Source organism: Alcaligenes sp. HNGD-HTN06 (assembly GCF_049932565.1).
GTDB classification, from domain to species: Bacteria; Pseudomonadota; Gammaproteobacteria; order Burkholderiales; family Burkholderiaceae_B; genus Alcaligenes; species Alcaligenes ammonioxydans.
Map to the genome: position 1 here is coordinate 244728 of NZ_CP187782.1, position 23691 is coordinate 268418.

The 23691-nt window shown below is 57.0% G+C and carries 25 protein-coding genes; 8 read left to right on the top strand and 17 right to left on the bottom strand.

All coding sequences use genetic code 11. From position 1 onward, the window contains the following. Positions 1-3: 3 nt before the first annotated feature. From ACOZ42_RS01085 to ACOZ42_RS01120, 8 genes are all read right to left on the bottom strand, one after another. Positions 4-942, bottom strand: coding sequence for a DMT family transporter (locus tag ACOZ42_RS01085; RefSeq protein ID WP_003804822.1), 939 nt, complete (start codon positions 940-942; stop codon positions 4-6). A 69-nt stretch (positions 943-1011) separates the two neighbouring features. Then, positions 1012-2367, bottom strand: a complete 1356-nt coding sequence (locus ACOZ42_RS01090) for an amidase (protein ID WP_003804820.1) — start codon at positions 2365-2367, stop codon at positions 1012-1014. A gap of 42 nt (positions 2368-2409) precedes the next feature. After that, positions 2410-3093: a DUF2848 domain-containing protein gene (locus tag ACOZ42_RS01095; protein ID WP_219235452.1), complete on the bottom strand. Its 684-nt coding sequence runs from the start codon at positions 3091-3093 to the stop codon at positions 2410-2412. A 33-nt stretch (positions 3094-3126) separates the two neighbouring features. Further along, complete coding sequence (locus ACOZ42_RS01100) at positions 3127-4410, bottom strand: TRAP transporter large permease (RefSeq protein WP_003804816.1); 1284 nt, start codon at positions 4408-4410, stop codon at positions 3127-3129. After that, entirely contained in the window at positions 4407-5027 is a 621-nt protein-coding gene (locus ACOZ42_RS01105) for a TRAP transporter small permease subunit (RefSeq protein WP_003804814.1), read from the bottom strand. Before ACOZ42_RS01105 ends, ACOZ42_RS01100 begins: the two co-directional genes overlap by 4 nt. A 90-nt stretch (positions 5028-5117) precedes the next feature. Further along, positions 5118-6164, bottom strand: coding sequence for a TRAP transporter substrate-binding protein (locus ACOZ42_RS01110; RefSeq protein WP_003804813.1), 1047 nt, complete (start codon positions 6162-6164; stop codon positions 5118-5120). Between the two features lie 112 nt (positions 6165-6276). After that, complete coding sequence (locus tag ACOZ42_RS01115; protein ID WP_003804811.1) at positions 6277-7080, bottom strand: putative hydro-lyase; 804 nt, start codon at positions 7078-7080, stop codon at positions 6277-6279. Between the two features lie 98 nt (positions 7081-7178). Next, entirely contained in the window at positions 7179-8078 is a 900-nt protein-coding gene (locus tag ACOZ42_RS01120) for a LysR family transcriptional regulator (RefSeq protein WP_059318350.1), read from the bottom strand. Positions 8079-8202: 124 nt separating this feature from the next. Between ACOZ42_RS01120 and waaC the strand changes: the two genes are divergently transcribed. Continuing rightward, positions 8203-9204 carry a lipopolysaccharide heptosyltransferase I gene (gene waaC, locus ACOZ42_RS01125; RefSeq protein ID WP_426345437.1) on the top strand — a complete coding sequence of 334 codons (1002 nt, stop codon included), beginning with the start codon at positions 8203-8205 and terminating at the stop codon, positions 9202-9204. 182 nt (positions 9205-9386) lie between these two features. Then, the gene (locus tag ACOZ42_RS01130; RefSeq protein ID WP_059318349.1) at positions 9387-10712 is read left to right on the top strand and encodes a 3-deoxy-D-manno-octulosonic acid transferase; all 1326 of its coding nucleotides are present in this window, start codon (positions 9387-9389) and stop codon (positions 10710-10712) included. A gap of 157 nt (positions 10713-10869) precedes the next feature. Here ACOZ42_RS01130 and ACOZ42_RS01135 read toward each other — a convergent pair whose 3' ends face one another. From ACOZ42_RS01135 to ACOZ42_RS01155, 5 genes are all read right to left on the bottom strand, one after another. Beyond that, positions 10870-11079: a cold-shock protein gene (locus ACOZ42_RS01135; protein ID WP_026483779.1), complete on the bottom strand. Its 210-nt coding sequence runs from the start codon at positions 11077-11079 to the stop codon at positions 10870-10872. Positions 11080-11333: 254 nt separating this feature from the next. Then, the gene (gene galU, locus ACOZ42_RS01140; RefSeq protein ID WP_003804800.1) at positions 11334-12164 is read right to left on the bottom strand and encodes a UTP--glucose-1-phosphate uridylyltransferase GalU; all 831 of its coding nucleotides are present in this window, start codon (positions 12162-12164) and stop codon (positions 11334-11336) included. Between the two features lie 18 nt (positions 12165-12182). Next, positions 12183-12359 carry a hypothetical protein gene (locus ACOZ42_RS01145; protein ID WP_003804797.1) on the bottom strand — a complete coding sequence of 59 codons (177 nt, stop codon included), beginning with the start codon at positions 12357-12359 and terminating at the stop codon, positions 12183-12185. A gap of 140 nt (positions 12360-12499) precedes the next feature. Next, positions 12500-13336, bottom strand: a complete 837-nt coding sequence (locus tag ACOZ42_RS01150) for a type III pantothenate kinase (RefSeq protein WP_426345438.1) — start codon at positions 13334-13336, stop codon at positions 12500-12502. 38 nt (positions 13337-13374) lie between these two features. Beyond that, positions 13375-14244, bottom strand: a complete 870-nt coding sequence (locus tag ACOZ42_RS01155) for a biotin--[acetyl-CoA-carboxylase] ligase (RefSeq protein ID WP_240209208.1) — start codon at positions 14242-14244, stop codon at positions 13375-13377. 57 nt (positions 14245-14301) lie between these two features. Between ACOZ42_RS01155 and ACOZ42_RS01160 the strand changes: the two genes are divergently transcribed. From ACOZ42_RS01160 to lipB, 5 genes are all read left to right on the top strand, one after another. Then, positions 14302-14952 carry an alpha/beta hydrolase gene (locus ACOZ42_RS01160; protein WP_039944040.1) on the top strand — a complete coding sequence of 217 codons (651 nt, stop codon included), beginning with the start codon at positions 14302-14304 and terminating at the stop codon, positions 14950-14952. A 125-nt stretch (positions 14953-15077) separates the two neighbouring features. Next, on the top strand, positions 15078-16307 hold the full coding sequence (locus ACOZ42_RS01165; RefSeq protein ID WP_426345439.1) for a D-alanyl-D-alanine carboxypeptidase family protein: 1230 nt from the start codon (positions 15078-15080) through the stop codon (positions 16305-16307). Positions 16308-16331: 24 nt separating this feature from the next. Continuing rightward, positions 16332-17204: a D-amino acid aminotransferase gene (locus ACOZ42_RS01170; RefSeq protein ID WP_240209209.1), complete on the top strand. Its 873-nt coding sequence runs from the start codon at positions 16332-16334 to the stop codon at positions 17202-17204. Further along, positions 17201-17473 carry a DUF493 family protein gene (locus tag ACOZ42_RS01175; RefSeq protein WP_003804783.1) on the top strand — a complete coding sequence of 91 codons (273 nt, stop codon included), beginning with the start codon at positions 17201-17203 and terminating at the stop codon, positions 17471-17473. The genes ACOZ42_RS01170 and ACOZ42_RS01175 overlap by 4 nt, the downstream gene beginning before the upstream one ends. 17 nt (positions 17474-17490) lie before the next feature. Continuing rightward, positions 17491-18153 (top strand): lipoyl(octanoyl) transferase LipB, encoded by a 663-nt coding sequence (lipB, locus tag ACOZ42_RS01180; protein WP_003804782.1) that lies wholly within the window; start codon positions 17491-17493, stop codon positions 18151-18153. A gap of 78 nt (positions 18154-18231) precedes the next feature. Here lipB and ACOZ42_RS01185 read toward each other — a convergent pair whose 3' ends face one another. Continuing rightward, positions 18232-19023: an enoyl-CoA hydratase gene (locus tag ACOZ42_RS01185; RefSeq protein ID WP_426345440.1), complete on the bottom strand. Its 792-nt coding sequence runs from the start codon at positions 19021-19023 to the stop codon at positions 18232-18234. Positions 19024-19225: 202 nt separating this feature from the next. Between ACOZ42_RS01185 and lipA the strand changes: the two genes are divergently transcribed. Continuing rightward, positions 19226-20230 carry a lipoyl synthase gene (lipA, locus tag ACOZ42_RS01190; protein WP_003804777.1) on the top strand — a complete coding sequence of 335 codons (1005 nt, stop codon included), beginning with the start codon at positions 19226-19228 and terminating at the stop codon, positions 20228-20230. 236 nt (positions 20231-20466) lie between these two features. Here the strand turns inward: lipA and ACOZ42_RS01195 are convergent, their stop codons facing one another. The 3 genes from ACOZ42_RS01195 to ACOZ42_RS01205 all read right to left on the bottom strand — a co-directional run bounded on the left by ACOZ42_RS01195 (position 20467) and on the right by ACOZ42_RS01205 (position 22980). Then, positions 20467-20802: a hypothetical protein gene (locus ACOZ42_RS01195; RefSeq protein ID WP_426345441.1), complete on the bottom strand. Its 336-nt coding sequence runs from the start codon at positions 20800-20802 to the stop codon at positions 20467-20469. Positions 20803-20832: 30 nt separating this feature from the next. Continuing rightward, positions 20833-21570, bottom strand: coding sequence for a uracil-DNA glycosylase (locus ACOZ42_RS01200; protein WP_039944039.1), 738 nt, complete (start codon positions 21568-21570; stop codon positions 20833-20835). Between the two features lie 322 nt (positions 21571-21892). Next, positions 21893-22980 (bottom strand): IS3 family transposase gene (locus tag ACOZ42_RS01205; RefSeq protein ID WP_411762154.1). Its coding sequence is split into 2 segments (ribosomal slippage): positions 21893-22728 and positions 22728-22980, totalling 1089 coding nucleotides; the frame shifts between segments, so codons are not numbered across the junction. Positions 22981-23691: the final 711 nt, after the last annotated feature.

The window sequence follows — 23691 nt, forward strand, 5'->3', positions numbered from 1 at the left end:
GAGTCAGGCGCCGGATTGCTTCTGGCGCCGCCACTCCAGCGTTCCAATCACAATACCGCTGGCACAGACCACGCCAATTCCGATCCAGGTAAACATGTCGGGGAACTGACCCCAGATCAACCAGCCCAGCGCGGCGGCCGCCACGATTTGCAGGTAGACAAAGGGGGCCAGCAGCGAGGCCGACGCTCGCTGATAAGCCTGAATTTGCAGCAAGTGTCCCAGGCAGCCCCACAGGCCGGTAGAAATCAGAATCAACCATTGGAAAATGGTCAGCTCTTTCAGGGCGGGCAGCGCTGCGGGTAAAAGAAAAGGCAGGGCAATGGTCAGGCAGATGCTGCCAACGGCACCGCTCCAGATCAGTGTGGTCAGTGAGTTGTCCACCGCCACGCGACGGGTCGCGATAAATTGTGTGGCGAACATGCAGGCGGTGATCAAACCAAACATCACCCCAAGCGGGTCCAGGCCGGCCGTTGGTCGGATGATGATGAGCACCCCCAGGAACCCGACTCCGGCTGCTATCCAGCGGCTCAGACGAGGTGGTTCTTTCAGAATCCAGGGAGCGACCGACAGCACCAGCAAGGGTGCCAGGAAATTAATGGACGTGGCCTCAGCCTGAGGCAGATAGCTCAGTGCCGTGAAAAATGAAAAGGTGGACAGCATCATCACGGTGCCACGCAGTATTTGCGCTTTGGGCCGGGTGCTGCGCAAAATCTTGTGTCCTTTGACGGGCAGCACCAGCGCCAACACCAGGGCCAGATGGACCACGTAGCGAAACCAGCACATCACCAGCAAGGGCACGCCAAAGCCCATGATCCATTTGCCACTGGCATCCAGTCCCGACAGCGCCCAGGACGACAGAATCAGGATGAGCACCCCCGCCAAGGGAAAGGCTGTCGGTGTCAGACTGGTCCGGGGCAAGGAGGAAGACTGGGTTGTGCTCATGACAGGCTCCTGACGCAAAGCACAAGGACGGCCGGGTGGCCGTCCTGAAACGAACTTCATCTTAGCGGATTAGCGTCCGCGCAAGGGCAATACCCGTTCGATCGCTGCACCTACTGCCAGCAAGTGTTCGTCATGGTAGGCAGGAGCGGCCACCATCAGGCCGACCGGGGCCTCACCGGCAGCGTGGCAGGGCAGGGACAGGGCGCAGCCGTCCAGGAAGTTGATCAGTGTGGGATTGCGCAAAACCAGGCCGTTGGTGGCGAAGTACACCTCGTCCGAGGCCTGCAGATCGGCAATGCGCGGGGCGACGACGGGTACGGTCGGCATCAGCACGGCATCATAGCGCTCCAGACGGCTCTCGACCGCGCTGATCCAGGCTTGGCGGGTATCCTGCAGTTCGATGTAGTCAGCGCAGTCGATGTCCTTGCCGCGCAGGATGCGCGAGGCCACACGTGGATCATATTGTTCGCCCTTGCTTTGCAGGGTGTCACGGTGAACGGACCAGGCTTCCGCGCAGACAAAGCCGCCTTTGCGGTTGATGTGGGGCAACTGCTCAAACTCGGGCAGGTCAATTTCCTCAACGACTGCGCCGTGCTCACGCAGCAAGGCGATGGCGCGGTCAAAGGCGGCGCGTACCGTCTGATCAATGCCATCAAAGACAAAGGTCTTGGGTACGGCCAGGCGCACGGTTTCCAGGGCAGGAGTCGCCACAGGTACATAAGGTTGGTCGGTCAGGATGGCATCAACAATGGCGCAGCACTCAACAGAAACCGCCAAGGGGCCGTTGGAGTCCAGGCTGCGGGACAAGGGCATGGTGCCTTCGCTGGGGACACGCTCGGCAGTGGGTTTAAAACCGGTCAGGCCGTTAAAGGCCGAAGGGATACGAATCGAGCCGCCGGTATCGGTACCAATGGAAAAGACCGACATGCCCTGGGCGACCGCGACCCCGGCGCCGGAGGACGAGCCCCCGGGGATACGGGCATTGTCACGATCCCAAACGGAGCGCGGAGTGCCGTAGTGAGGGTTGATGCCCAGACCGGAGAAGGCAAATTCGGTCATATTGGTCGAGCCGATCAAAATGGCGCCGGCGCGCAGCAGGCGTTCCACAATGGTGGCGTGCTGCTCGGCAGGCTCAGCATCTTTAAGCACTGTCGACCCACCCAACGTTATGTAGCCGGCGATGTCATGCAGGTTCTTGACCGACATGGGCAGACCCTCGACCAGCGAGCGGCTCAGACCGGCCGCACGCAAGATGTCGGAAGCCTTGGCCGCTGCCAGAGCCTGTTCGGCAAATACTTCGATGAACGTGGCAGCGCCGTCACGGCTGTCGTCCTGGATACGTTCCAGGGCTTGCCGAGTCAGTTCGACCGAGGTGGTTTCGCCACGATCAAGAGCACGTTGCAGTTCGGTAATAGTCGCTAGCATGGATCACTCGCTAAATAAATGGGTGGGGCGGGCTGGGCCAGTTTAGGCTACTTCGGGCAGGACTTCAGCCACATAGGTGTGGCGGATGCTGCGTTCGCGGCGGGGGTCATACAGTTCCATGGTGAACTGGGCAGCGGGACGGATGCCTCCGATCGCGCCGACGGTGCCGCAGGTCATGCCGTAGCCTTCCGGCATGGTGGTGGACTGGAAGTAGCCCTCGATCAGCTCCAGCGGATTTTTCAGTGTGGACAAGGGACCGTCCTGGTACAGGACTTCCTTGCCGTCTTCCTGAATGTAGGCGCGGATGATCAGCTCGTCCCAGTACTCTGCCACGTCGCTGAACAACCAGGCTTCGCGGGCAATGGGTTTGGCGCAGATCTGTTTGGACAGGGCAACGCTATGCGCTTCCAGAACACGATCGGTGTGATCGGACGCCAGGCTCACCAGCAGGCGGCCTTGATGAGTGAAGACAAATACCTCAGTCTCGCCCGACGACCCCGAGCCCACGACCTGGATGTCGGCATCCTGAATCATCTGGTTGGCCGCGATGCGGTAGTACAGCGGTACCGAGCTGGGGCGTGGTACGCCCAGTTCGGCCAGCTCTTCAATGTGGTGCTCGATGGCGGCCAGATCACGGCCCGCCCAACCGGCCACGATGCAGTGCTGCAGATCAGCCTCGATGATTTCAGTGTGGGTGGCCTGGGCCAGTTCAAAGGTCAAACGCATAGCAGTACTCGTTAACTTAAAGACAGATTGGGATTAACCGAACAGGCGTGGCAGCCACAAAGCCAGATCCGGGAAGATAGCCAGCAGGCCCACCATGGCCAGCAACATGATCACAAAAGGCAGGCTGCCCAGCATCACGTCGTTCATGCTGCCGCTCTTGCGCAGGCTCTGGACCACAAACAGGTTCAGACCAACAGGAGGGGTGATGAGCGCCACTTCCACCAGAATGATGATGGCAATACCCAGCCAAACCGGGTCAAAGCCCAGAGCGATCATGATGGGAGCCACGATAGGGATAGTCGTGATCATCATGGACAGGGTTTCCATGAAGCAGCCCAGCACCAGGTAGAACACCACGATGATCATCAGCATCACCATGGGCGAGACACCCAGCCCGGTGATGGCGTCAGTCAGCGCGTTGGTCAGGCCCGTGGCGGACATGACAAAGTTCAGGAAAGCCGAGCCGATCACGATCAGCATGATCATGGCCGTGGCTTTCATGGTGCCTTCCAGCACTTCCTTGATCATGGTCCAGCTCATGCGGCCCGAGAAGGCAGCCAGAATCAAGGCGCCGACCACACCCAGGGCAGCAGCCTCGGTCGGGGTGGCAACACCGGCGTAAATCGAGCCCACGACCAGCAAGAAAATACCCAGGGGTGGAACCAGATGCACCAGGCTGGCAAAACGCTGACCCCAGCTAGCCTTGATCTTGGTGCCGCCCCATTTAGGCTTGACCATGCACGCGGCAGCGATTGCCAGCATGAACAGCAGGGCCATGCCCAAACCGGGGATGATGCCGGCCAGATACAGCTTGGGCACGGAGGTATTGGTCAGCACGCCGTAGATCACCAGGTTGATCGAAGGCGGAATCAGAATGCCCAAGGTACCGCCTGCGGCCAGGCTGCCCAGGAACAGGGGCTCGTTATAGCCTTGTTTCTTGATCTGCGGCAGGGCCACGGTGCCCACGGTGGCGGCAGTGGCCACGCTGGAACCGGAAGTGGCGGCAAACAGGGCGCTGGCCCCGATATTGGCGTGCATCAGGCCGCCTGGCAGCCAGGACAGCCACAGGCTCATGGCGTTGTACATGCGTTCGGCCATACCGGAGCGCAGCAGGATCTCGCCCAGCATGATGAACAGGGGAATGGCCACCAGCAGGAATTCGTTGCTGGTGCCCCAGGAAATCTCACCCAGGGCGCCAGTGAGCGGCAACATGGAATACAGCGGGTCCAGAATCAGGCCCAAAACACCCAGGGCAGCGCCCACGGGAATGCTCAATCCGATCAGAACGAGCAAGAGAGTCAGTGCGGTGGTAATCATTTGGCGTCTCCTTGCACCATGCGTTTGCCAGCCTCGGCTTCTTCGGACGCTTCTTCCTGGGTACTGCGGATGCCGCACAGGGACCGGATACCGGCCAGGTCACCCGTAATCAGGGCCAGGCTCGAGCGCAGCAGCATCAGGGCCAAAACGACACACAGCCAGATCAGACCGCCCACCCACAGGAACTGCGGAATCCACAAGGGAGTGCCCATGGCGGTGTTGGCAGTGGACTGGTTGGTCCAGGACAGGCCGGCCACGTCAGTGGCGTACAAGGTCAGGTAGACAATGAAAACAGACAGGGCCACCAGAGCAATCCAGTCCAGCAAGGCGGCCAGACGGACCGGCAGGTGCTGGTAGATGGCGTCGATACGGATATTGGCCCGTTGCAGGGTGGCAAAAGATAGTGCCCAGGAAATGCTGATGGCAAAGGCGTAGCCAGATAGCTCATCCGAGCCGCCCAGAGAGCTGCCACTGAATTTGCGAAACAGAACGTCCGCGGTGATATAGAGGGCGCTGATCAATGTCAGGCTGCCTGCGAACCAGATGGCGATGCGCGACAGGGTCGTGGCACCGGACAGCAAGCGGTTCAGCATGGCGAATTTTTCGGTATTTTCCATGGTGTCTACCCCGTACAGGGTCTAGGAGGGAGGGGCCTGAAGGACAGGCGGCCTGCCACCGCAGGATGGGTGGCAGGCGGTACGTACAGATTACTTCTTGGCTTCAAAGCCCAGGATCGGGCTCAGGCTGGCGTTGAAGGCAGCCACGGTGTCAGCGGAGCTACGCTCGGCCCATTTGGGCACCACGGTTTCGCTCATGACTTTCTTCAGCAGTTCGCGGTCGGCGTCGGTTGGCTTGACCAGCGTCATCTTGCCTTTGACGGGCTGGGTACACGCATCGGAGCCGGTATTGCAGTCATAACCTTCCTGGGTTTCCTTGGCAGCGGCAGCCCAGATGTCTTGCGTCATGGCCTTGATGTTGCTGGCCAGGAACTCCTGGACTTTGGGGTCCAGCTTGTTCCAGGTTCCCAGGTTGGCTGCGTGAATCTGCTGGTTCCAGTTGATTGGCATTTCATACAGCTTGGAGCTGACTTCGTACCATTTGGCCGAGTAGCCGGACATGGAGCCGGTAATCGCGCAGTCAACCACGCCGTTTTGCAGGGCAGGAACGACTTCACCAAATGGGATGGTGACGCTGTTGCCACCCAGAGCCTGGACAAATTCAGCCTGGGTGCGGCTGCTGGTGCGCACTTTCTTGCCTTTCAGGTCGCTCAGGCCATTGAAGTTGCCATTGCAAAACAGGACCTGGGCAGGGTAGGTCGAGAAGCCCAGTACCTTGACGTTGCTCTTGGCATAGAAATCTTCGTAGGCAGGCGTGAACGCGTCGGTCAGTTTTTTGGCCACTTCGATATCGGGTGCCAGACCGGCCAGGTCGATGGCTTCGTTAATCGAGTTGTCGCTGGCGAAGTAAGCCAGGGTGGCCGTACCGAAAGGAATCACGCCCTGGCTGATCAGGCGCATGATTTCAGGACCTTTCAGGCCCATGTCGTTGAAACCTTTGATATCGGCAGTGATCTGGCCACCGGACAGCTCAGGCACCTTTTTGGTCCAGAAGGGCTGCTCGGTATTCTGGTAGGCGGTCAGATTGCTCAAGCCACCGACTACTTTCAGGGAGGTCTTGGGCAGTTCCTGGGCCATGGCGGCAGAGCCCAGGGCCAGCGAGCCTAAAGCCAGGGAGGTCAGTACGATTTTTTTCATAAGGTGCTCCTAATAGCGGTCCAGCTGTATGGTTGATAGAGTGCGCCCCCCTTTTGGGCAGGGGGCTGCATATTGAAACCAGAGGGGTGACCGGACAGTGCCGGTCCAATTTTTAAAGCGCGGCCAGCCGTGTGTTGGGCAAGTCGGTAATCAACATATGGCCAGGGGCATGCGTGATGCAAAACTGCGGCTTGGCCTGGGCGGCGACGGCTTGGGGAGTAACGCCGCAGGCCCAGAAAACGGGTAATTCGTCAGGACCGACTGGCACAGCATCACCATAGTCGGGCTTTTGCAGGTCGCCGATTCCGATCAGGGACGGATCGCCAATATGTACCGGAGCGCCGTGTACCGATGGAAAGCGCGAGGTGATCTGAATGGCGCGGATGGCATCGGCAGCACGCATGGGCCGCATCGATACTACCAGCGGGCCGGACAGGCGCGTCGTACCTTGAGTCTGGATGGAGCTGCGATACATGGGCACGTTCACCCCCGCACTGATGTGGCGCACATCAATTCCGTCGGCCAGCAGGGCCTCTTCAAACGAAAAGGAGCAGCCGATCAGAAAGGACACCAGATCCTCGCGCCAGACATCGGTAATGCTCAGTGGCTCGGCTCCGAGCTCGCCATTTTGCCAGATGCGGTAACGGGGGAAGTCCGTGCGCAGATCAATCGTGCCACCCAGGGTCGGGACCTGAAATTGACCGGGTTCGGTCACGGCCAACAACGGGCAGGGCTTGGGGTTGCGCTGACAAAACAGCAAAAACTCGTCGGCCCACTCTTTGGGAAGAATCATCAGGTTGGCCTGCACATAGCCTGCGGCCAGTCCTGCAGTGGGACCAGTATGGATTTGTTGACGGATCAGCTCGCGCCACTTCTGGGCCTCGGGCGCTAGCACAGGCAGGGTTTGCAGGTTCATGATGACCACTCGCACAAAGGGGGTTGATCACAGCCTCGGATTGCAACCGATCAGATAATTTGTGTCCAATCGTATGTTTGAATCCTAGGCCATAACGATTACTTATCGGTCTGCACGTATTGTTGGGCGATTTCTTGTGCGTGATTGGCGACGACGCGAGCAATATGACTGTCGGGCGAGTCCATCCAGCAGGCAAAAAATTCGATGTCCGGAAGAGACTGATCGACCTTCAAAAGTCGCAGTTTTCCCTCGGAAAGCTCGTCTTTTATGACCGCTGGGGCCAGCACGCTGGGGCCCATGGCATGACGTGTCATTTGCACGATGGTGCTCAGGGATGCACTGCCAAAAATACGGGGTGATTTGACGCCGGCACGCAGCAATGCTTCGCGTGTGGCCAGGTACGGAACGCTCCCGGACGGATAGGTGATTACAGGGTAAACCCCTAGCTCGGAAACGCTGATTTTGCGGCCGTGCAGCTTCAGGGTCGGGCTGGCGACCCAGCCCAACTGATACGCACATAAGCGGATGCATTGTTCTTTAGGGTCTTGGCCAACGCCCACAATCATGGCCATATCAATCTGGAAACTGGCCAGTTGCTGGCGCAGCACGCTCGTGGTGTCGACGTGGATCTCGATGACCAGGGCCGGGTACTCCTGGTGCAGCTTGTCGATAAGCTCATGTAGCCAGGTCTGCACAATGGTTTCAGCCACCCCTAGTCGTAGCAGCCCGCGGATGGCATTTTGTTCTTTGGCAGCGCGCAGCATTTCGGTGCGCAGATCCAGCATGCGCTGTGCATGTGACAGTAGCTCCTGGCCTTTGTCTGTCAGTTTGATGCCCCGGGCGCCCCGATCAAACAAGCGCAGTTCCAGACTGGATTCCAGTCCGGCGATGCGCTGAGAAATAGATGGTTGGGTCGTGTTGAGCTTTTCGGCAGCCGCCCGGAAACCGCCAAGTTCGGCAACCCATACAAAGGCTTCGATCTGTTTGAGATCAATCATGTTTCCGGTCCTGAAAATAGGCAGTTCTATTATGCCTGATGGCGGTTGCGGCACAGAACAAGAGCAGATGGATATTTTTATGCATCTTTGATGGATTGGACGCGGCCACCACTATAATTCGCCCATGACTTGCAAGATATTGATTGTGCGTACGTCCTCATTGGGAGATCTGGTTCATATGTTGCCAGCAATCTCGGACATTGCACGCCATGTGCCCGGTGCACAAATTGACTGGCTTGTAGAAGAGAGCTTTGCCCAGATTCCGGGCTGGCATCCGGCGGTAAACGACGTCATTCCCGTGGCGCATCGGCGATGGCGCAAGCAATGGTGGTCTGCCCAGACGCGTCAGGAGCGCGCTGCCTTGCGTGAGCAACTGCAATCGCGCCAGTACGATGTTGTCCTCGATATGCAGGCCCTGATGAAATCCATTTGGCTGGTCAGGCAGACCAAGGGGCGCCGACATGGCTTGGATTGGAAGTCGGCCCGGGAACCGCTTGCCTCGCTTTTCTATGATGTGCGCCATCGAGTCGCCTTCTGGCAGCCTGCCGTGCTTCGTCAGCGAACATTGGCAGCCTCCGCCTTTGGCTACCAGTTTGACGGAGCGCCGGATTTCGGTTTGCAGGCTCTGGCGGCGCAGGCCCCCAAGGACGGTGATCCCTATGCCATCATCATGCCCTCGGCCAGTCGCGACGATAAGCTGTGGGACCCCGAGAACTGGCAACAGGTGTTCGATCGCCTCCAGGAGGAGGGGATGGCTTTGCGCCTGCTGGCTGGCAGCCCTGCCGAGTCCGAACGTGCCCAAACGCTGATCGCTGGCCGCAGCCAGGCCCAGGTCATGCCACGTATGGAGCTGACGCCGGTCGCCTTGCAATTGGCCGGGGCGCAAATCATGGTGGGGCTGGACAGTGGCCTGACGCATTTGTCGGCCGGTTTGGGACGCCCCACGATCGGTATCTATAAAGCCTCCACACCTGTGCGCACGCCTTTGGAAGGTTCGGCTTATACCGCCAGTCTGGGAGAGCGAGGTCATCCTCCCTCCGCGGAAACGGTACTCTGTGCCATCGATCAGGCGTTGGGACGTACGACCGCGCCCCAGGGCGCTTTGCTGGATACGCAAAAAAACTAGTTTGACCTGGATGGCCAATTCGTTTTTTGAGAGCCGGCTTTGTGCTTACAATACGCGGTGCCAAAGGGTCTGCGGCCCTGTTTGAGGGCAGGTTTTTCTGCCTCGCACCGTTTTCTGTAGTTTTTCGGTAGCACCCCAAGCCGGGTCGGGTGGTTGCTGATTTCATAACGAGGCCAAAACGGGTGAACCGATTCTTTTATACCGCCTCCATACGCATTCTGGCTCCAGCCTTGATGGCCTGGATGGGTCTGCGTGCTCGTCGCGCCGGTGGGCAATGGCAAGTGTTGTCAGGCCCCCGTTTTGGTTTTTACGGTTCTGCGCCCACCCTTGAAAAAGCGCCTGTGTGGGTGCATGCGGTCAGCCTGGGTGAAACACGGGCTGCGCAGCCCTTGATCCGGGCCTTGCTCGATCAGGGTGAAACGGTCCTGCTGACACACATGACCGTGACGGGCCGCGAAGAAGGAGCAAACGCGTTTGCGGCTGAAATTGCCAGCGGGCAGTTGGTGCAGCAATGGTTGCCTTATGACTTCCCCGGCTCGGTACGGCGCTTCTTTGCCCACTACCGGCCGTGTGCCGGTGTGCTGATCGAACGCGAGGTGTGGCCCAATCTGCTGGCCGCTGCGCGTCGGCAGGGCGTACCCATGATGCTGGCCAGTGCTCGCTTTTCAGAAAGCGCCCTGCGCACCAGCCTGAAAGCTGGCTCAGTCATGCGCGAGGCATATCGATCTTTTCAGCTGATTTACGCGCAGAGCCTGGCTGATGCCCAGCGTCTGGAGCTGGCTGGGGCCCAAGGGGTCCGGGTATCGGGAAACCTGAAGTTTGACGTCGTATTGCCGCAGGAGAAAATTGCGCGTGGTCGAGGTTTTGCCAGTGACCTGGGCCGCCGCGTGGTGGTCATTGCCAGTACGCGCGAGACCGAGCATATGGATTTTATTGATGCGATCGCGCATTATTTGCGTCGTGAGCGTAAACAGGGCAGCGAGTTGCACAGTCCCGTTCTGTTTGTCGTGGTGCCGCGACATCCTGAACGCTTTGACGAGGCTGCCGACTACTTGAATCAACGGGGGCTGCGCGCAGTGCGTCGCAGTGAACTGTTGAAACAGGGCGATACCAGCACCAGTGCGGTTGAGGCGTGTCGCGAGGTCGACGTGCTGCTGGGCGATACGCTGGGCGAAATGCACTGGTACTACGGCATGGCCCGGGTGGCGATTGTCGCGGGCAGTTTTCAACCTTTGGGTGGTCAAAACTTTATTGAAGCCTGCGCAGTGGGGGTGCCTGTCATTGTGGGGCCTCATACGCATAATTTTGCCCAGGCCATGCAAGATGCCATGCAGGCGGGTGCCGCCATTCGGGCCAGTACCCCCGCCCTGGCTTTGCAGCAGGCGGTAGAGCTGGTGGATGATCCCGCGCGCCATCACAAAATGGCAGATGCAGGCTTACATTGGGTTCAGATGCATGAGGGCGCAGTGCAACGCGTACTTTCGGGACTGGCTCAGATTCGCGATTAAATACCGGCTTGCTTATTAGCTAATAAGTATTCGGTTTTGACTGGCGCTGGAGTTTGTGGCGATTTGTAGACAGCTTGACCTGATCTGGATCAAGTTGAATAAAAAAAGCCCGCATGACGCGGGCTTTTTTGAGTTCTAAAAACTGATCGAGATCGATTTACAGTTTTTGGATGCTCTTAGCTTGTGGGCCCTTTTGGCCTTCGGCCGACACGTACGAAACGCGCTGGTTTTCTTCCAAGGATTTAAAGCCTGTGCCCAAGATGTCGGAATGGTGAACGAAAAGATCTTTGCCACCGTTGTCGGGGGAGATAAAGCCGTAGCCTTTTTCGTTATTGAACCATTTCACGATACCGGTTTCTGTTTGCATTTCCTGCATTCCCTAAAAATGACGAGCAATCTGCTCAAAAAAGATTGTCAAGATGTAAAAATCAGGGCAATGAGTATTAGAAACAATACCGTATTGAACAAACTTCGACGAACTTGAAATCCTGCACTGCCAATCGTAGGGGGTATTTAGCCTGTAAGTCAAGCTAAATCGCCCTTTGCGTGGTTTTTCAGGCAGTGTTTGAACAACAATTACAACCAAGCTTGTTATGCGTGCGGACCCCTCTGCGCCCCTCGTTAAAGTCCGTGGTATTTACGACCAAATTCAAGCGTAGCATGAAAGAATCCTGATTTGCTACCACAGTCGTAACGTGTGCCTTCATATTCATAGGCATATACCGCACGACTTTTCAAAAGGCTGGCAATTCCGTCCGTTAATTGAATCTCTCCGCCCACCCCTGCTTGAGTGCGTCGCAGGTGGTCAAAGATTTCCGGTTCCAATACATAACGGCCCACAACGGCTTGCGTAGAAGGAGCCACTTCCGGTGCTGGTTTTTCAACGATTCCATTAAGTCGGGTGGCTTTGGAATCGATTAAGTCGCCGGAAACTATTCCATATTTATTTGTTTCATTTTTATTTACATTTTGAGTGGCAACAATACTGCCATTGTATTGATGGGCCGCTTCAACCAGTTGTCGTGATACCGGGGTATTGGCGTCGATCAGGTCGTCCGCCAGCAGAACCAGGAAGGGTTCGTTGCCCACAATGGGTGCGGCGCACAGAACCGCATGTCCCAGACCCAGCGCGCGCGGCTGGCGGGTATATATACAGCTGACATGGCTGGGAATAATATTTTGGACCGCATCCAGCAGTTCCAGCTTGTTTTTGCCGGCCAGTTCCTGTTCCAGCTCTGGGATGCTGTCAAAGTGATCTTCAATGGCCCGCTTATTGCGGCCGGTGATGAAGATCAATTCGGTGACCCCGGCGGCAATGGCTTCCTCGACCGCATACTGAATGAGGGGTTTGTCGACGATTGGCAACATTTCCTTGGGCATGGCCTTGGTGGCAGGCAGAAAACGTGTGCCTAGACCGGCGACGGGGAAAACAGCTTTGCGTATAGGTTTCATAGTGTCGGCAATCGAGGATCAAGGGGAAGCGGGCGCCGGATGGGCCGGGGTTCCAAGTTGAATGGCATCTTGATTGCGCTGCGAGAACTGACGAGGCTCGCGGCCTTGCTCACTGGGGGGCGTGCCAAAAAAGCCTTGTCCAAAGGCCAGCAGGGCGACGTTCGCCACCAGGATCAGTATGAAAAGCAGTCGCATCGTCGATGCCCGGAAAAAAAATACAGTTCAGCCCGGCATTGTAAGGGCAGGGCAGTTTAAGTTCATCCGTTTTAATGCCAAACGTATCCAGGGGTCACGCGGGTGAACCTGGGCCATCCCGTCGCGGCCTTTCAAGCCGTTCAATTTCGGCAGGCAAAAAGGGCCAGCCCGCGCAAGGCAGGGGTATCCAGCTCATAGAGGGTCGGCGGTGCGATCGCTATCAAGCGGCAGTGGTGATGGAGCTGTTCGGACAATTCCTGCTGTGCCAATGCCCGGCCGCCTCCGGCCAGAAAGATCAGAGGGCTGTGCCCCAGATGCTGGCGTCCCTTTTCCCATTGGCGCAACACCGCACCAGCTTGCGCGGCTGCAACGCCCGTGCTGATTGCCGACTGTGTGTTGCGTGGAAAAGCGGCGGTTTGCCCGTGTGCCTGCGGCAACTGTGCCGTATTTTGCTTGAGGGAGGCCAGCATCAGGCTGGGGCCCGGCAGAATGGAGCCGCCCAGAAAATGGCGTATTCCGTTTTGCGCGGGGCCTAGAAGATCGATGGTTGTGGCAGTCCCAAAGCTGATCAGTAAAGCGCCCTGCTCGTCAGGGTGTTCCTGGGCCAGCAAGTCGCTCAGGCCCAGCAAAGCGGCCCAGCGGTCTGCACCTAATTGACTGGCTTGCTCATAATCGTTGTGCAGGCCAAAAACCTGTTCCTGGGCCTGTAGCCAGCGCACGGGGCCCAGACCCAGACGGCGTACCGCGGCATCAATCTGCGCCTGAACCTGGGGGCCTGCCACATTCACGCCGAGTGCCTGCACGCCTTTTTGGTTGGCAAACGTCTGCAGCGGAGCGTGAGCGGCTTCCAGCCAGCTTGCCAACTGATCCAGCTGGTCCACATGCAGGCTTACCGCCTGGTCCTCGCGCACGCCGGTTAAAGGATGACACCACCCCAGTTTGATGCGGGTATTGCCAGAATCGATAAGCAGGGTCATACCGGGTCGTCAGAGCTAAAAGAATGCCAGTATAGCGATCAACGTTGGGCGCGAACGGAAACTTCGCCTACGGTAACCGCACGTTCCGAGCCATCGGGGTGGCGCAACAGCAGTTGCCCGGAGGTGTTGATGCCCGTCACGATGCCGGTATGCAGGATGTGGCCATTGTCGATGATATGGACTTGTTGCCCAATAAGGGCATCGACCTGTGCATAACGAGCGGGCAAATCAGCAAAGCCATGGGCCGTGACATGATTCAGGCTCAGATACAGACTCTGGGCAACCTTGGCAACGATATCCGAGCAACGCGTCAGCGAAGCCTGGCGCGACTGTTCGGCAATGCTGGTCCAGTCGGCAACAGCTCGCTGGGTGTTCAGGCTAAGGGTGGCGGCTTCACGCAGATTCAATCCAATGCCGATAATCACCACATGATGGTCGTTGGAGCTGGGGGCGGCGCTAGCTCGGGTGGCCTCGACCAGGATGCCGGATAGTTTGGCTTGATCCCACAGCACATCATTGGGCCATTTCATGGCCAGTCGATTGCGCAGCGCAGGCTCCAGAAACTGGCGAAGTGCCTCGGTCGTGGCCAGGCCGGACAACGGCGAGAGTGTGGGCAGTTGGCGTGCGGGTAAAAAAATGTCGAAGGCACAGGAAAACATCAGGTTGGCGCCTACGCTGTTTTCCCAGGTGCGTCCCGCCCGCCCGCGGCCACGGCTTTGCAGATGCGCGCCCAATAACCAGGGACGTACTCGCGGGCCTGCCTCTTGGCGAGCCAGGGCGAGCAGATCCGCGTTTGTCGATTCGGTCGAGTCTACCCAGCGGATCTGAGGAAAATGAGGCAGGCGCGTGCGCAGCTCCGCCACCATGTCGCGAGGGCTGGGTAAGGTGAATGCAGAAGAGGTATTCATGACAATCCGGTACACTGGATGAGTTAAACGTAATCTTATGTGATATTTGATCTGAGCATGTCTGAACGCGTAGATACCATCCAGTTTTCCGGCCAGGCCGGGGTGATTGACTGTGCTCTGGATTGGCCAGCCGGCGAGCCCAAGGGTTGGGCCTTGCTGCTGCATCCTCACCCCTTGCATGGGGGAGCCCGCAATAACAAAGTCGTGACTACCCTGTCGCGCAGTGCTACTCAGCATGGCTTGCTGGCGGTACGCCCTGATTTTCGTGGTGTGGGCAAGTCCGCCGGGGAGTTTGATAGCAGCCGTGGAGAGACGGCCGACATGTTGGCCTTGATCGAGCAGTTTCCGGCTCATTTCCCACAGTGGAACTCAGGCCCATTCATGCTGGCTGGTTTTTCGTTTGGCACCGCCGTCGCCGCCCAGGTCTATGCCAGCCTGAAAGATGCCCAGGCACCCTTGCCTCCTGTATTCATCTTGACGGGCACGGCCGTCAATCGCTTTCGTTTCCGGGAAGTCAGTCCTCCTGCCGATACCCTGTTGGTGCACGGGGAAACCGACGATGTTGTTCCCTTGTCCGAGGGCATGGACTTTGCGCGCGAGCACCAGTTGCCCATGGTCGTGCTACCTGAGGCTGGGCATTTTTTTCATGGCAAGCTGATTCAGTTGCGCGAACTGATTAGCCGACATTTGGCTGCGTTTGGAACCTAAGACGGATTTTGCTTTCAAATCGTTGCGTTTTCCTGCTCAGACTCAGGGGTCCTGCCCCTCACAGGCCCATATGGCTCTGCCATAATGGGCTCTTTCCGCCACTGTCAAAGCAATCGATTTTTTCCATGACTTCTATTCAAAAATTTGCATCTCCAGTCCTTTCTCGTTGTGTGGTGGCCCTTGCCTTGGCACTGCCTATGGTGGCACAGGCACAGACGCAAACACCGGCTCCAGCCGAATCCATGCAAGTGCTCGGCGCCCAGACGCCTGCCTTGCCGGGTGACTTGTCCGTGGTGCCTGCACCCAGTCTGACAGCGCGTGCCTGGTTGTCCATGGACGTCAATAGTGGACAGATCATCGCGGCAGAAGGACTCAATGAACAGGTGGAGCCCGCTTCCCTGACCAAGCTGATGACAGCCTATCTGGTCTTTGATGCCTTGGAGACAGGCCGCCTGAAGCTGGACCAGAACGTCGTGATCTCTGACAAGGCCTGGCGTACCGAAGGCTCGCGCATGTTTGTCAAAGTCAATTCGCAAGTGTCGGTGAACGATCTGCTGCAAGGTGTGATCGTGCAGTCGGGTAACGATGCCTCGGTGGCGTTGGCCGAAGCCGTTGCGGGTAGCGAAGGCGCCTTTGCCGCCCTGATGAACGAAGAGGCGGCCAAACTGGGTTTGACCGCGACACATTTCAAGAACTCCACCGGCTTGCCTGATCCCGAGCACCTGACATCGGTGCGCGATCTGGGTGTGTTGTCCGCAGCGCTGGTCGCCCGCTTTCCCCAGTACCTGCATTACTACAGCCAAAAAGAATACACCTACAACAACATCAAGCAGCCCAACCGCAACCGTCTGCTTTGGCTGGACAATACGGTGGATGGACTAAAAACCGGCCATACCCAGTCAGCGGGTTACTGCCTGGTGTCTACGGCCCTGCGTGATGGCCGCCGTGTCGTCTCGGTGGTCGTGGGGACGGCCAACGATGCAGCTCGTACAGAAAATAGTCTGAAGCTGTTGAACTGGAGCTTCCAGAACTTTGAAACGGTCAAGCTGTACGACGCCAATAACCCGGCGGTCACCGCCCGCGTGTGGGAAGGCGAAGTCGAGAACGTAGGTTTGGGTACAGCCCAGCCCTTGTGGCTGACGGTTCCTCGTGGCAAGTCCTCGGAAATCAAACCGGTTGCCAACTACACCCAGCCCTTGCTGGCCCCGTTGAGCAAGGGAGACAAGGTCGGTACACTGACTTTGTCCCTGGATGGCAAGGTATTGGCTGAGCAGCCTTTGCTGGTGCTGGAAGATGTGCCCGAGGCAGGTTTTTTCGGACGTATGGCCGACAAAGTGCGCTTGATGTTTGAGTAACCCTTTGGTGCGAGACTAAACCCTATGATTGCAGGCATTGACCCCGATAGCATTGTTTACCTGAATGGCGATTTCGTGCGCTTGGGTGAGGCCAAGATTTCGGTACTGGATCGAGGTTTCATCTTTGGCGACGGTATCTACGATGTCGTGCCTGCTTACCATGGCAAACCCTTTCGTATTGATGGGCATCTGGGGCGTCTGGAGCGCAGCCTGGCGAAAGTGGGGATTCACAATCCCTTTAGCCGCCGTGAATGGGAAAAGCTGGTGCTGGATATGCTGGCCCGCTCGGGCCGGGGCGCTGACTGCATGGTCTACATTCAAGTGACCCGTGGCGTTGCCAAGCGTGATCATGCCTTTCCGGACCATGTGTCACCCAGTATTTTCATCATGGTCTCGCCTTTCAAGCGTGTGCAGCAAGAGCGCGAGACGGGTTTGAAGGCTGTGGCCATTGACGATGAGCGCTGGTTGCGTTGCGATATAAAATCTACTTCGTTGCTGGGTAATGTGTTGGCTAAGCAGCAAGCTGTCCAGGCGGGTGTGGACGAGGTCATTCAGTTCAGAGATGGTTTTCTGACAGAGGGGGCTTCCTGCAATATCTGGATCGTGCGCGATGGCACCTTGCTGGCCCCCATGCGCAACAACCTGATCCTGGAAGGGGTGCGCTACAGTTTGATGGAGGAGCTTGCCGCTCAGGCAGGCATTGCTTTCCAGGCACGGCAGATCTTACGCGCAGAGGTCGACACTGCCGACGAAATTTTGATGACGTCAGCGACCAAAGAGGTGCTGCCCATCGTTGTATTTAATGGTCAGCCCGTCGGTGACGGGCTACCCGGCCCTGTCTTTGCCAAATTGCGCGAAGGCTATGACAAGGCCATCAAGGCTGCGGAGCAAGCATGACAATTTCACCCGAAGAATCATTAATTGAATATCCCAGTGACTTTCCTATCAAAGTCATGGGCCAGACCCACGACACCCTGCAAGACGAATTGCTGGCAATTGTTCTGGAGCACGACCCCGACTTTGACGCCGCCACCATTGAAGTGCGGCCCAGCAAGGCGGGCAATTACACTGGCCTGACTTTTACCGTGCGGGCCGTCTCGCGTGAGCAGTTGGATAATCTCTATCGTGCCCTGCACGCGCATCATCTTGTGCGCGTGGTGATGTAATCAGGGACCCGGCGTTCATGTCCGACTCTGTTCGTATTAAATGGTTTGAGCGGCCTAGCGCCTATGAGCCCATCTGGCAGGCGATGCGCGCTTTTACCGAATTGCGCGGGCCGGACACGCCGGATGAAATCTGGCTTGTGGAGCACACCCCCGTTTACACCCAGGGGCAGGCCGGCAAGCCGGAGCATTTGCTCAATGCGGGTGGTATACCCGTGGTGCAAACCGACCGGGGCGGACAGATTACCTACCACGGCCCGGGTCAGCTGATGGTGTATTGTCTGTTTGACCTTCGCCGGGCAGGGCTGTACGTCAAAGAATATGTGCGTCTCCTGGAAGAGGCGGTAATGGCCTGTCTGAGCCATTTTGGGGTCGAGGGTGCCTGCTGTAAACCGGGTGCGCCTGGGGTGTACGTGCCGCAAGCGCGATGCAAGACCGAGCTGGCCAAGATCTCCGCGCTGGGCGTCAAAATCCGTAATGGCCGTTCTTACCATGGCCTTGCCTTGAATATAGGGATGGATCTCAAGCCGTTTGGCGGTATCAATCCCTGTGGCTATGAAGGGCTGCAGACCACGGATATCGCGTCGCAGGGTGTGGAGGTCTCCTGGGAGCAGGCGGCACAGTATCTGGCTGATTATCTGGCCCAGGCGATCACGTCGCGGGCAACGGCCACGGTTGCTTAGTGCGCGGTGACACAAGAGCACCGTTTCCCGTTACGGTGCTGTGTTCTCTTTAACCTTTATTTCAGGTCAAGCGTCACCTCAGGTGCCGCTCCACTGCGGCATGCGTTTGCTGATAAAAGCGTCAATGCCTTCGCAAGCATCATTGCTCATCATGTTGTCGGCCATGACCTGGCCTGCGTAATCGTAGGCATGTTCGATAGCCAGGCTGCGCTGGCGATAGAACATGGCTTTGCCGGCCCGCACGGCGACCAGACTTTTTGCCATGATACTGTCGGCCAGTCGTTGTACCGTTTGATCCAACTGATCTTTGGGGACTGCATAGTTGATCAACCCCAGCTCTTGAGCCCGCTGAGCACTGATGAATTCGCCCGTCATCAGCATTTCCATGGCGGCCTTGGGGGGTATGCAGCGTGACAGGGCAACGGCAGGGGTGGAGCAGAACAGGCCAACGTTAATGCCGGACACGGCAAAGCGGGTGGATTCGGAGGCAACAGCCAGGTCGCAGGTTGCAACTAGCTGACAGCCGGCGGCGGTGGCCAGCCCTTGCACACGGGCAATCACCGGTACGGGCAGGGCCAGCACACTTTGCATGACGCGACTGCAACGGCTGAACAGCTCTCGGTAATAGTCGTGTTCAGGTTTGGCGCGCATTTGCTTCAGATCATGCCCCGCGCAAAAAGCGTTACCTTCGGCCTGGATGATGACGCATTGCAGACTGGGTTCCCGGCCCAGTGTGTCCAGAATGTGTTGTAACGAGTTCAGCACTTCTTCGGACAGCGCGTTGTACTGTGCGGGTCGGTTCAAGGTGATGCGGGCCAGTCCCCCCTGTTGCTCAAGCAGGACAGGATCGGCAGGGTGCTCGTGTGACATGCAAGTCTCCGTACTTATAGTATTTGCAGGTTTTATTCTCGGGTGTTGCTGCATTCCTAAGTCGACCTCTATATTAGAGGGGTCTGGTACAAACTATCGCCCTTGTTCTAGGCGCTTGTAAAGCGAAGGGGCTACAATTGACCACTGCGCCCATCGTTGAGTGATGATGTTGTTCGCACGCTGTTTTTCTATTTAGACGCCTATGACCACCCCTACCGATCCATCCGTCGATTCCAAACCTACTGTGCGCCCTCGCGTTGTTGAGTATGACGCCACGCAAAAGCAGAAAGCCGAGGCCAAGACCTCGCGCATTCCCATCAAGGTCGTGCAGGCAGAGCGTTTGAAAAAGCCTGACTGGATTCGGGTGAAAGCGGCTGCGCCGAACTCCCGTTTCTACGAGATCAAGGAAACCCTGCGCGAACACAAGTTGTTTTCGGTGTGTGAGGAAGCATCCTGTCCCAATATCGGGGAATGTTTTGGCAAGGGCACAGCGACGTTCATGATCATGGGCGACAAATGCACCCGCCGTTGTCCCTTCTGTGATGTGGGTCATGGCCGCCCTGATCCTCTGGATGAGAACGAGCCCGCCAATCTGGCCAAGGCGATTGGGGCCATGAAGTTGTCCTACGTGGTAATTACCTCTGTGGATCGTGATGACTTGCGTGATGGTGGCGCGGCTCACTTTGTGGAATGTATCCGCCAGGTGCGCGAGCATTCTCCTTCCACGACCATCGAAGTGTTGGTGCCCGACTTTCGCGCACGTCTGGACCGAGCCTTGGGCATCCTGAATGCCTGCCCGCCGGATGTCATGAACCATAATCTTGAAACCGTTCCTCGTTTGTACAAGCAGGCGCGTCCTGGTTCGGACTATCACCATTCCTTGAAGCTGTTGCAAGAGTTCAAGAAGCTGCATCCCAACATTCCGACTAAATCGGGTCTGATGGTGGGCCTGGGTGAAACCAACGAAGAGATTTTGGAAGTGATGCGCGATATGCGTGCTCACGATATTGATATGCTGACCATTGGTCAGTATCTGCAGCCCTCGGGTCACCACTTGCCCGTGATGCGTTATGTGACGCCCGATGAGTTCTTGATGTTTGAACGTGAGGCCTATGCAATGGGCTTTACCCATGCCGCCGTGGGCGCCATGGTGCGTTCGTCCTATCACGCCGATCAGCAGGCACATGCTGCAGGTGTGCAGCCTTGAAATCCCAGTGGGCGGGTTGAAATGCAATCCGGCTAAGAGAAGAAGAAACCCGGCTTTGGTGCCGGGTTTTTTTTGCCCTTCCGACCTTGCCATGCCCATGAGGGCCACTGGCGCATCGGCGCTGAGTGTAGGAGCGGGCAAATGGGGGCGCGCCAGCGGGGGCGGAGCTGCGGTCAGCTTGCTCGGCATTGTTCAAGCCCTCTGTGCCAGTGAGGGCAGGGCCGGCGCAGCAGTCCTTATGTCGTTTGGTCCTGGATCAGAGCCTTTGCAGATAAGGCCTCTATATAAGGCTCCAGTGCCTCATCGTAGTCTTCGACGCCTAAATACCAGGCTGTCAGACCGGTGCTGTCTTGCTTGAGATCCGTCCAGCAGAATAAAGAACGGTCAAAGGAGTCCTTGATGGTTTCGTTCACGAATGTGAACAACTCATCCAGCAAGGGCAAGGTGCTCAGCGGAACGGCAAAGGGAGTTTCCCCCTGGAACTGCCAGCTATATTGTTCGAGCAGTTCGTTTGACCATTGGGCATGCTGCTCTTGAGAGCTTAGTTCGGGATTGGCAGGGCTTAAAGGCATGGTTTTGTATAGGGTAAAGGGAAGGGATGGTCAGGCACCAGTGGCAAACCATTGGATAGGCGTGGCACCTTGCTGTGTGAGCCACTCATTGGCTAGTCGAAAATGACCGCAGCCAATAAATGGGACCGGTGGGCGACGCGCAGCCAAAGGGGAGGGATGATTGGCTTTCAGAATCAGATGGGGGCATTGAGCCTGTTGCTGGATCAATGCCTCTTTGGCCTGGGCATGAGCACCCCACAACATATACACAATAGGGCGTGTACTTTGCTGGGCCAGGTTCATCAGTAAAGCGTCGGTAATTTGTTCCCAGCCTTTCTTGGCGTGAGAGGCAGGCAAGCCATCCTCGACGGTTAGGGATGTGTTCAAGAGCAACACGCCTTGTCGGCCCCAGTTGCTCAGATCATGGCTGGGCGGGAGAGGGGTCTGGGGATACTCCAGTTCCAGCTCTTTGAAGATATTGCGCAGACTAGGTGGTGCAGGGCAGGTGTCCGGAACCGAAAACGACAGTCCCTGGGCTTGATCGGGGCCGTGGTAAGGGTCCTGACCCAGAATCACGACGCTGACCTTTTGTAGTGGTAGCAGCTCCAAAGCACGGAACGGGGCGGCGGGATAAATGACGGCACCGTCCTGGCATTCCTTGTCCAGCCACTTGGCTAATGTTGCCAGTATGTTCTGTAGCTCTGGCTGATCCAGGGTGGCGCGCCAGTCAGCGGGAAGGCGGGCGACCTGATCGAGAATGTTCTCGGTCAGGAGATTATTGGATAGCATTTCCTCGCCAATCAGGCTGAGCTGTGTCGTGGGGGCTTGAGAAGATGAGCGTGCCATACAGAGTCTGCATGCAAAGTTAGTTGTCTGCTTATTGTAATAGGGGAGCGTCGACCGACCTATCAGCTTGGATACCGCTTTCCTTCTCTATATAGAGGGGCATGTTGAATCGAAGCGAGAAGGACGGCATGTCGCCTCTATATATAGAGGCGAGGGTTGTGACGCTACAGAAGGAGTTCCAACTTCCTTCCCGGCAAGCGCGTCAACGTTATAAGTGCTCCCCCGGTAATCCCCCCATTTTTAGCAATTGCCAGAAGTAGGCATGCTATGCGGCCATGGCCAACCGCTGTTTTGGGGTAACTCCGCCCAAGGCCATATTTGGGCGCTCATGATTGTATGACCACATCCACTGCGTGGCGACGCGCTGAACGTGATCCAGATCGTCCCAGTGATACTGGGACAACCATTCGTATCGAACGGTTCTGTTGAACCGCTCAACGTAGGCGTTTTGTTGCGGCTTGCCCGGCTGGATGTATTCGAGCTTGATGTCCCATGCGCCCGCCCATTCTACGATGGCTGTGCTCAGGTACTCCGGACCGTTATCACAGCGAATGGCTGAAGGCTTGCCTCGCCATCCGATGATCTGCTTTAGTGTGCGGATCACCCGTTCAGAGGGCAGCGAGAAGTCCACTTCGATACCCAACGCCTCGCGGTTGAAATCGTCGATTACGTTGAGTACGCGGATGCTGCGCCCGTCCGCAAGTTGATCGTGCATGAAGTCCATCGACCAGACCTGGTTGATATGCGACGGTATCGTTAACCGCTCAGGAGCCTGCCTAACCAGACGTTTTCGGGGTTTGATCCGCAGGTTCAGTTCAAGCTCGCGGTAGATCCGATATACACGCTTGTGGTTCCAGCCAAATCCTCGCACATTGCGCAGGTACAGGAAACATAGTCCAAAGCCCCAGCTGCGATGGTTGTCGGTCAGACGCAGCAACCAATGGGCGATCTCCTCGTTCTCGACGTCGGTCTTGGCGACATACCGATAGCAGGTCTGACTGATACCAAACGCCGCGCAGGCCAAACGCACGGATAGGCCTCGGTCTTGTACGGCACGTTGGGCCATCTCGCGGCGACGAGATGGCTTTACCACTTTTTTTCGAGTGCCTCCGTCACAATCTCGGCCTTGAGCTTCTCCTCGACATACATCTTGCGTAGCCGCGCATTCTCGGCTTCCAGCTCCTTCATGCGCGCCATCAGCGACACGTCCATGCCGCCGTACTTCGAGCGCCACTTGTAGAACGTCGCTGAGCTGATGCCCAGCTCCCGGCATAGCTCCGGCACCGCCAAGCCAGACTCCACTCGCTTGATGGCCTCTATGATCTGGCTATCTGTGAATCTTGATCGCTTCATGTTGTAGAACTCCTCAATGAGAAAATTCTACTTCTGACTGCATCGCTTTTGTGGGGGGATTACCCCCCCTAAGAGGGCTTGTCACGCGGGTGGGTTGCCATCTGGTCTACCAGCCTACCTATCCCTATCCTTGTCCCTGTCTATCTATCTATCTATCTATCTATCTATCTATCTATCTATCTATCTATCTGTCTGTCTGTCTGTCTGTCTGTCTGTCTGTCTGTCGGCGAGAGCTTTTTAAGATAGGGAGCTGATGGACGAGCTTAGAAAGGGAGTGCAGAGCAAAAAGCCATGAGCTTGGGGGCCCTTCTATAGGCCATATCGATGGTTTCACCAGAGGTTCTCAAATTTGGGACATTCTCCACGACTGGATGGCCAGTTTTGTATTGTTTTGTTTCATTTTAGATTGTTCATATTTAACAAGGGCTTAGTGTATAAATTGATGGCTTGATGCTGATTTCCATGAAATAGTTAGGTAAAAAACTTGCAAAGCTAAATTTCATCGTGCTATAGTTCTTTTCTCGCTGCAGCACACACAGGGTTTTCCCTCAAAGCGCCGCAGAGAGCAGTTAGACAAGATTCACCGCCTTGGCCAAGAGGCCCGCACCGAAACTTGCCTGACTGAGTCAGGTAACTGACACGGTGTAAAACCCGGAGCTTGACAAATCAGAAAATTCTGTGTTAAAGCTCTAGGTTCTGCCCCAGAGAACG

Coding starts and splice junctions, on each gene's coding strand:
- ACOZ42_RS01085 (WP_003804822.1), bottom strand. CDS start 942: ATGAGCACAACCCAGTCTTCCTCCTTGCCCCGGACCAGTCTGACACCG.
- ACOZ42_RS01145 (WP_003804797.1), bottom strand. CDS start 12,359: ATGCGACTGCTTTTCATACTGATCCTGGTGGCGAACGTCGCCCTGCTG.
- ACOZ42_RS01105 (WP_003804814.1), bottom strand. CDS start 5,027: ATGGAAAATACCGAAAAATTCGCCATGCTGAACCGCTTGCTGTCCGGT.
- ACOZ42_RS01155 (WP_240209208.1), bottom strand. CDS start 14,244: ATGAATACCTCTTCTGCATTCACCTTACCCAGCCCTCGCGACATGGTG.
- lipB (WP_003804782.1), top strand. CDS start 17,491: ATGTCCGACTCTGTTCGTATTAAATGGTTTGAGCGGCCTAGCGCCTAT.
- lipA (WP_003804777.1), top strand. CDS start 19,226: ATGACCACCCCTACCGATCCATCCGTCGATTCCAAACCTACTGTGCGC.
- ACOZ42_RS01100 (WP_003804816.1), bottom strand. CDS start 4,410: ATGATTACCACCGCACTGACTCTCTTGCTCGTTCTGATCGGATTGAGC.
- waaC (WP_426345437.1), top strand. CDS start 8,203: ATGACTTGCAAGATATTGATTGTGCGTACGTCCTCATTGGGAGATCTG.
- ACOZ42_RS01160 (WP_039944040.1), top strand. CDS start 14,302: ATGTCTGAACGCGTAGATACCATCCAGTTTTCCGGCCAGGCCGGGGTG.
- galU (WP_003804800.1), bottom strand. CDS start 12,164: ATGAAACCTATACGCAAAGCTGTTTTCCCCGTCGCCGGTCTAGGCACA.
- ACOZ42_RS01095 (WP_219235452.1), bottom strand. CDS start 3,093: ATGCGTTTGACCTTTGAACTGGCCCAGGCCACCCACACTGAAATCATC.
- ACOZ42_RS01165 (WP_426345439.1), top strand. CDS start 15,078: ATGACTTCTATTCAAAAATTTGCATCTCCAGTCCTTTCTCGTTGTGTG.
- ACOZ42_RS01175 (WP_003804783.1), top strand. CDS start 17,201: ATGACAATTTCACCCGAAGAATCATTAATTGAATATCCCAGTGACTTT.
- ACOZ42_RS01150 (WP_426345438.1), bottom strand. CDS start 13,336: ATGACCCTGCTTATCGATTCTGGCAATACCCGCATCAAACTGGGGTGG.
- ACOZ42_RS01120 (WP_059318350.1), bottom strand. CDS start 8,078: ATGATTGATCTCAAACAGATCGAAGCCTTTGTATGGGTTGCCGAACTT.
- ACOZ42_RS01200 (WP_039944039.1), bottom strand. CDS start 21,570: ATGCTATCCAATAATCTCCTGACCGAGAACATTCTCGATCAGGTCGCC.
- ACOZ42_RS01170 (WP_240209209.1), top strand. CDS start 16,332: ATGATTGCAGGCATTGACCCCGATAGCATTGTTTACCTGAATGGCGAT.
- ACOZ42_RS01195 (WP_426345441.1), bottom strand. CDS start 20,802: ATGCCTTTAAGCCCTGCCAATCCCGAACTAAGCTCTCAAGAGCAGCAT.
- ACOZ42_RS01135 (WP_026483779.1), bottom strand. CDS start 11,079: ATGCAAACAGAAACCGGTATCGTGAAATGGTTCAATAACGAAAAAGGC.
- ACOZ42_RS01110 (WP_003804813.1), bottom strand. CDS start 6,164: ATGAAAAAAATCGTACTGACCTCCCTGGCTTTAGGCTCGCTGGCCCTG.
- ACOZ42_RS01115 (WP_003804811.1), bottom strand. CDS start 7,080: ATGAACCTGCAAACCCTGCCTGTGCTAGCGCCCGAGGCCCAGAAGTGG.
- ACOZ42_RS01090 (WP_003804820.1), bottom strand. CDS start 2,367: ATGCTAGCGACTATTACCGAACTGCAACGTGCTCTTGATCGTGGCGAA.
- ACOZ42_RS01185 (WP_426345440.1), bottom strand. CDS start 19,023: ATGTCACACGAGCACCCTGCCGATCCTGTCCTGCTTGAGCAACAGGGG.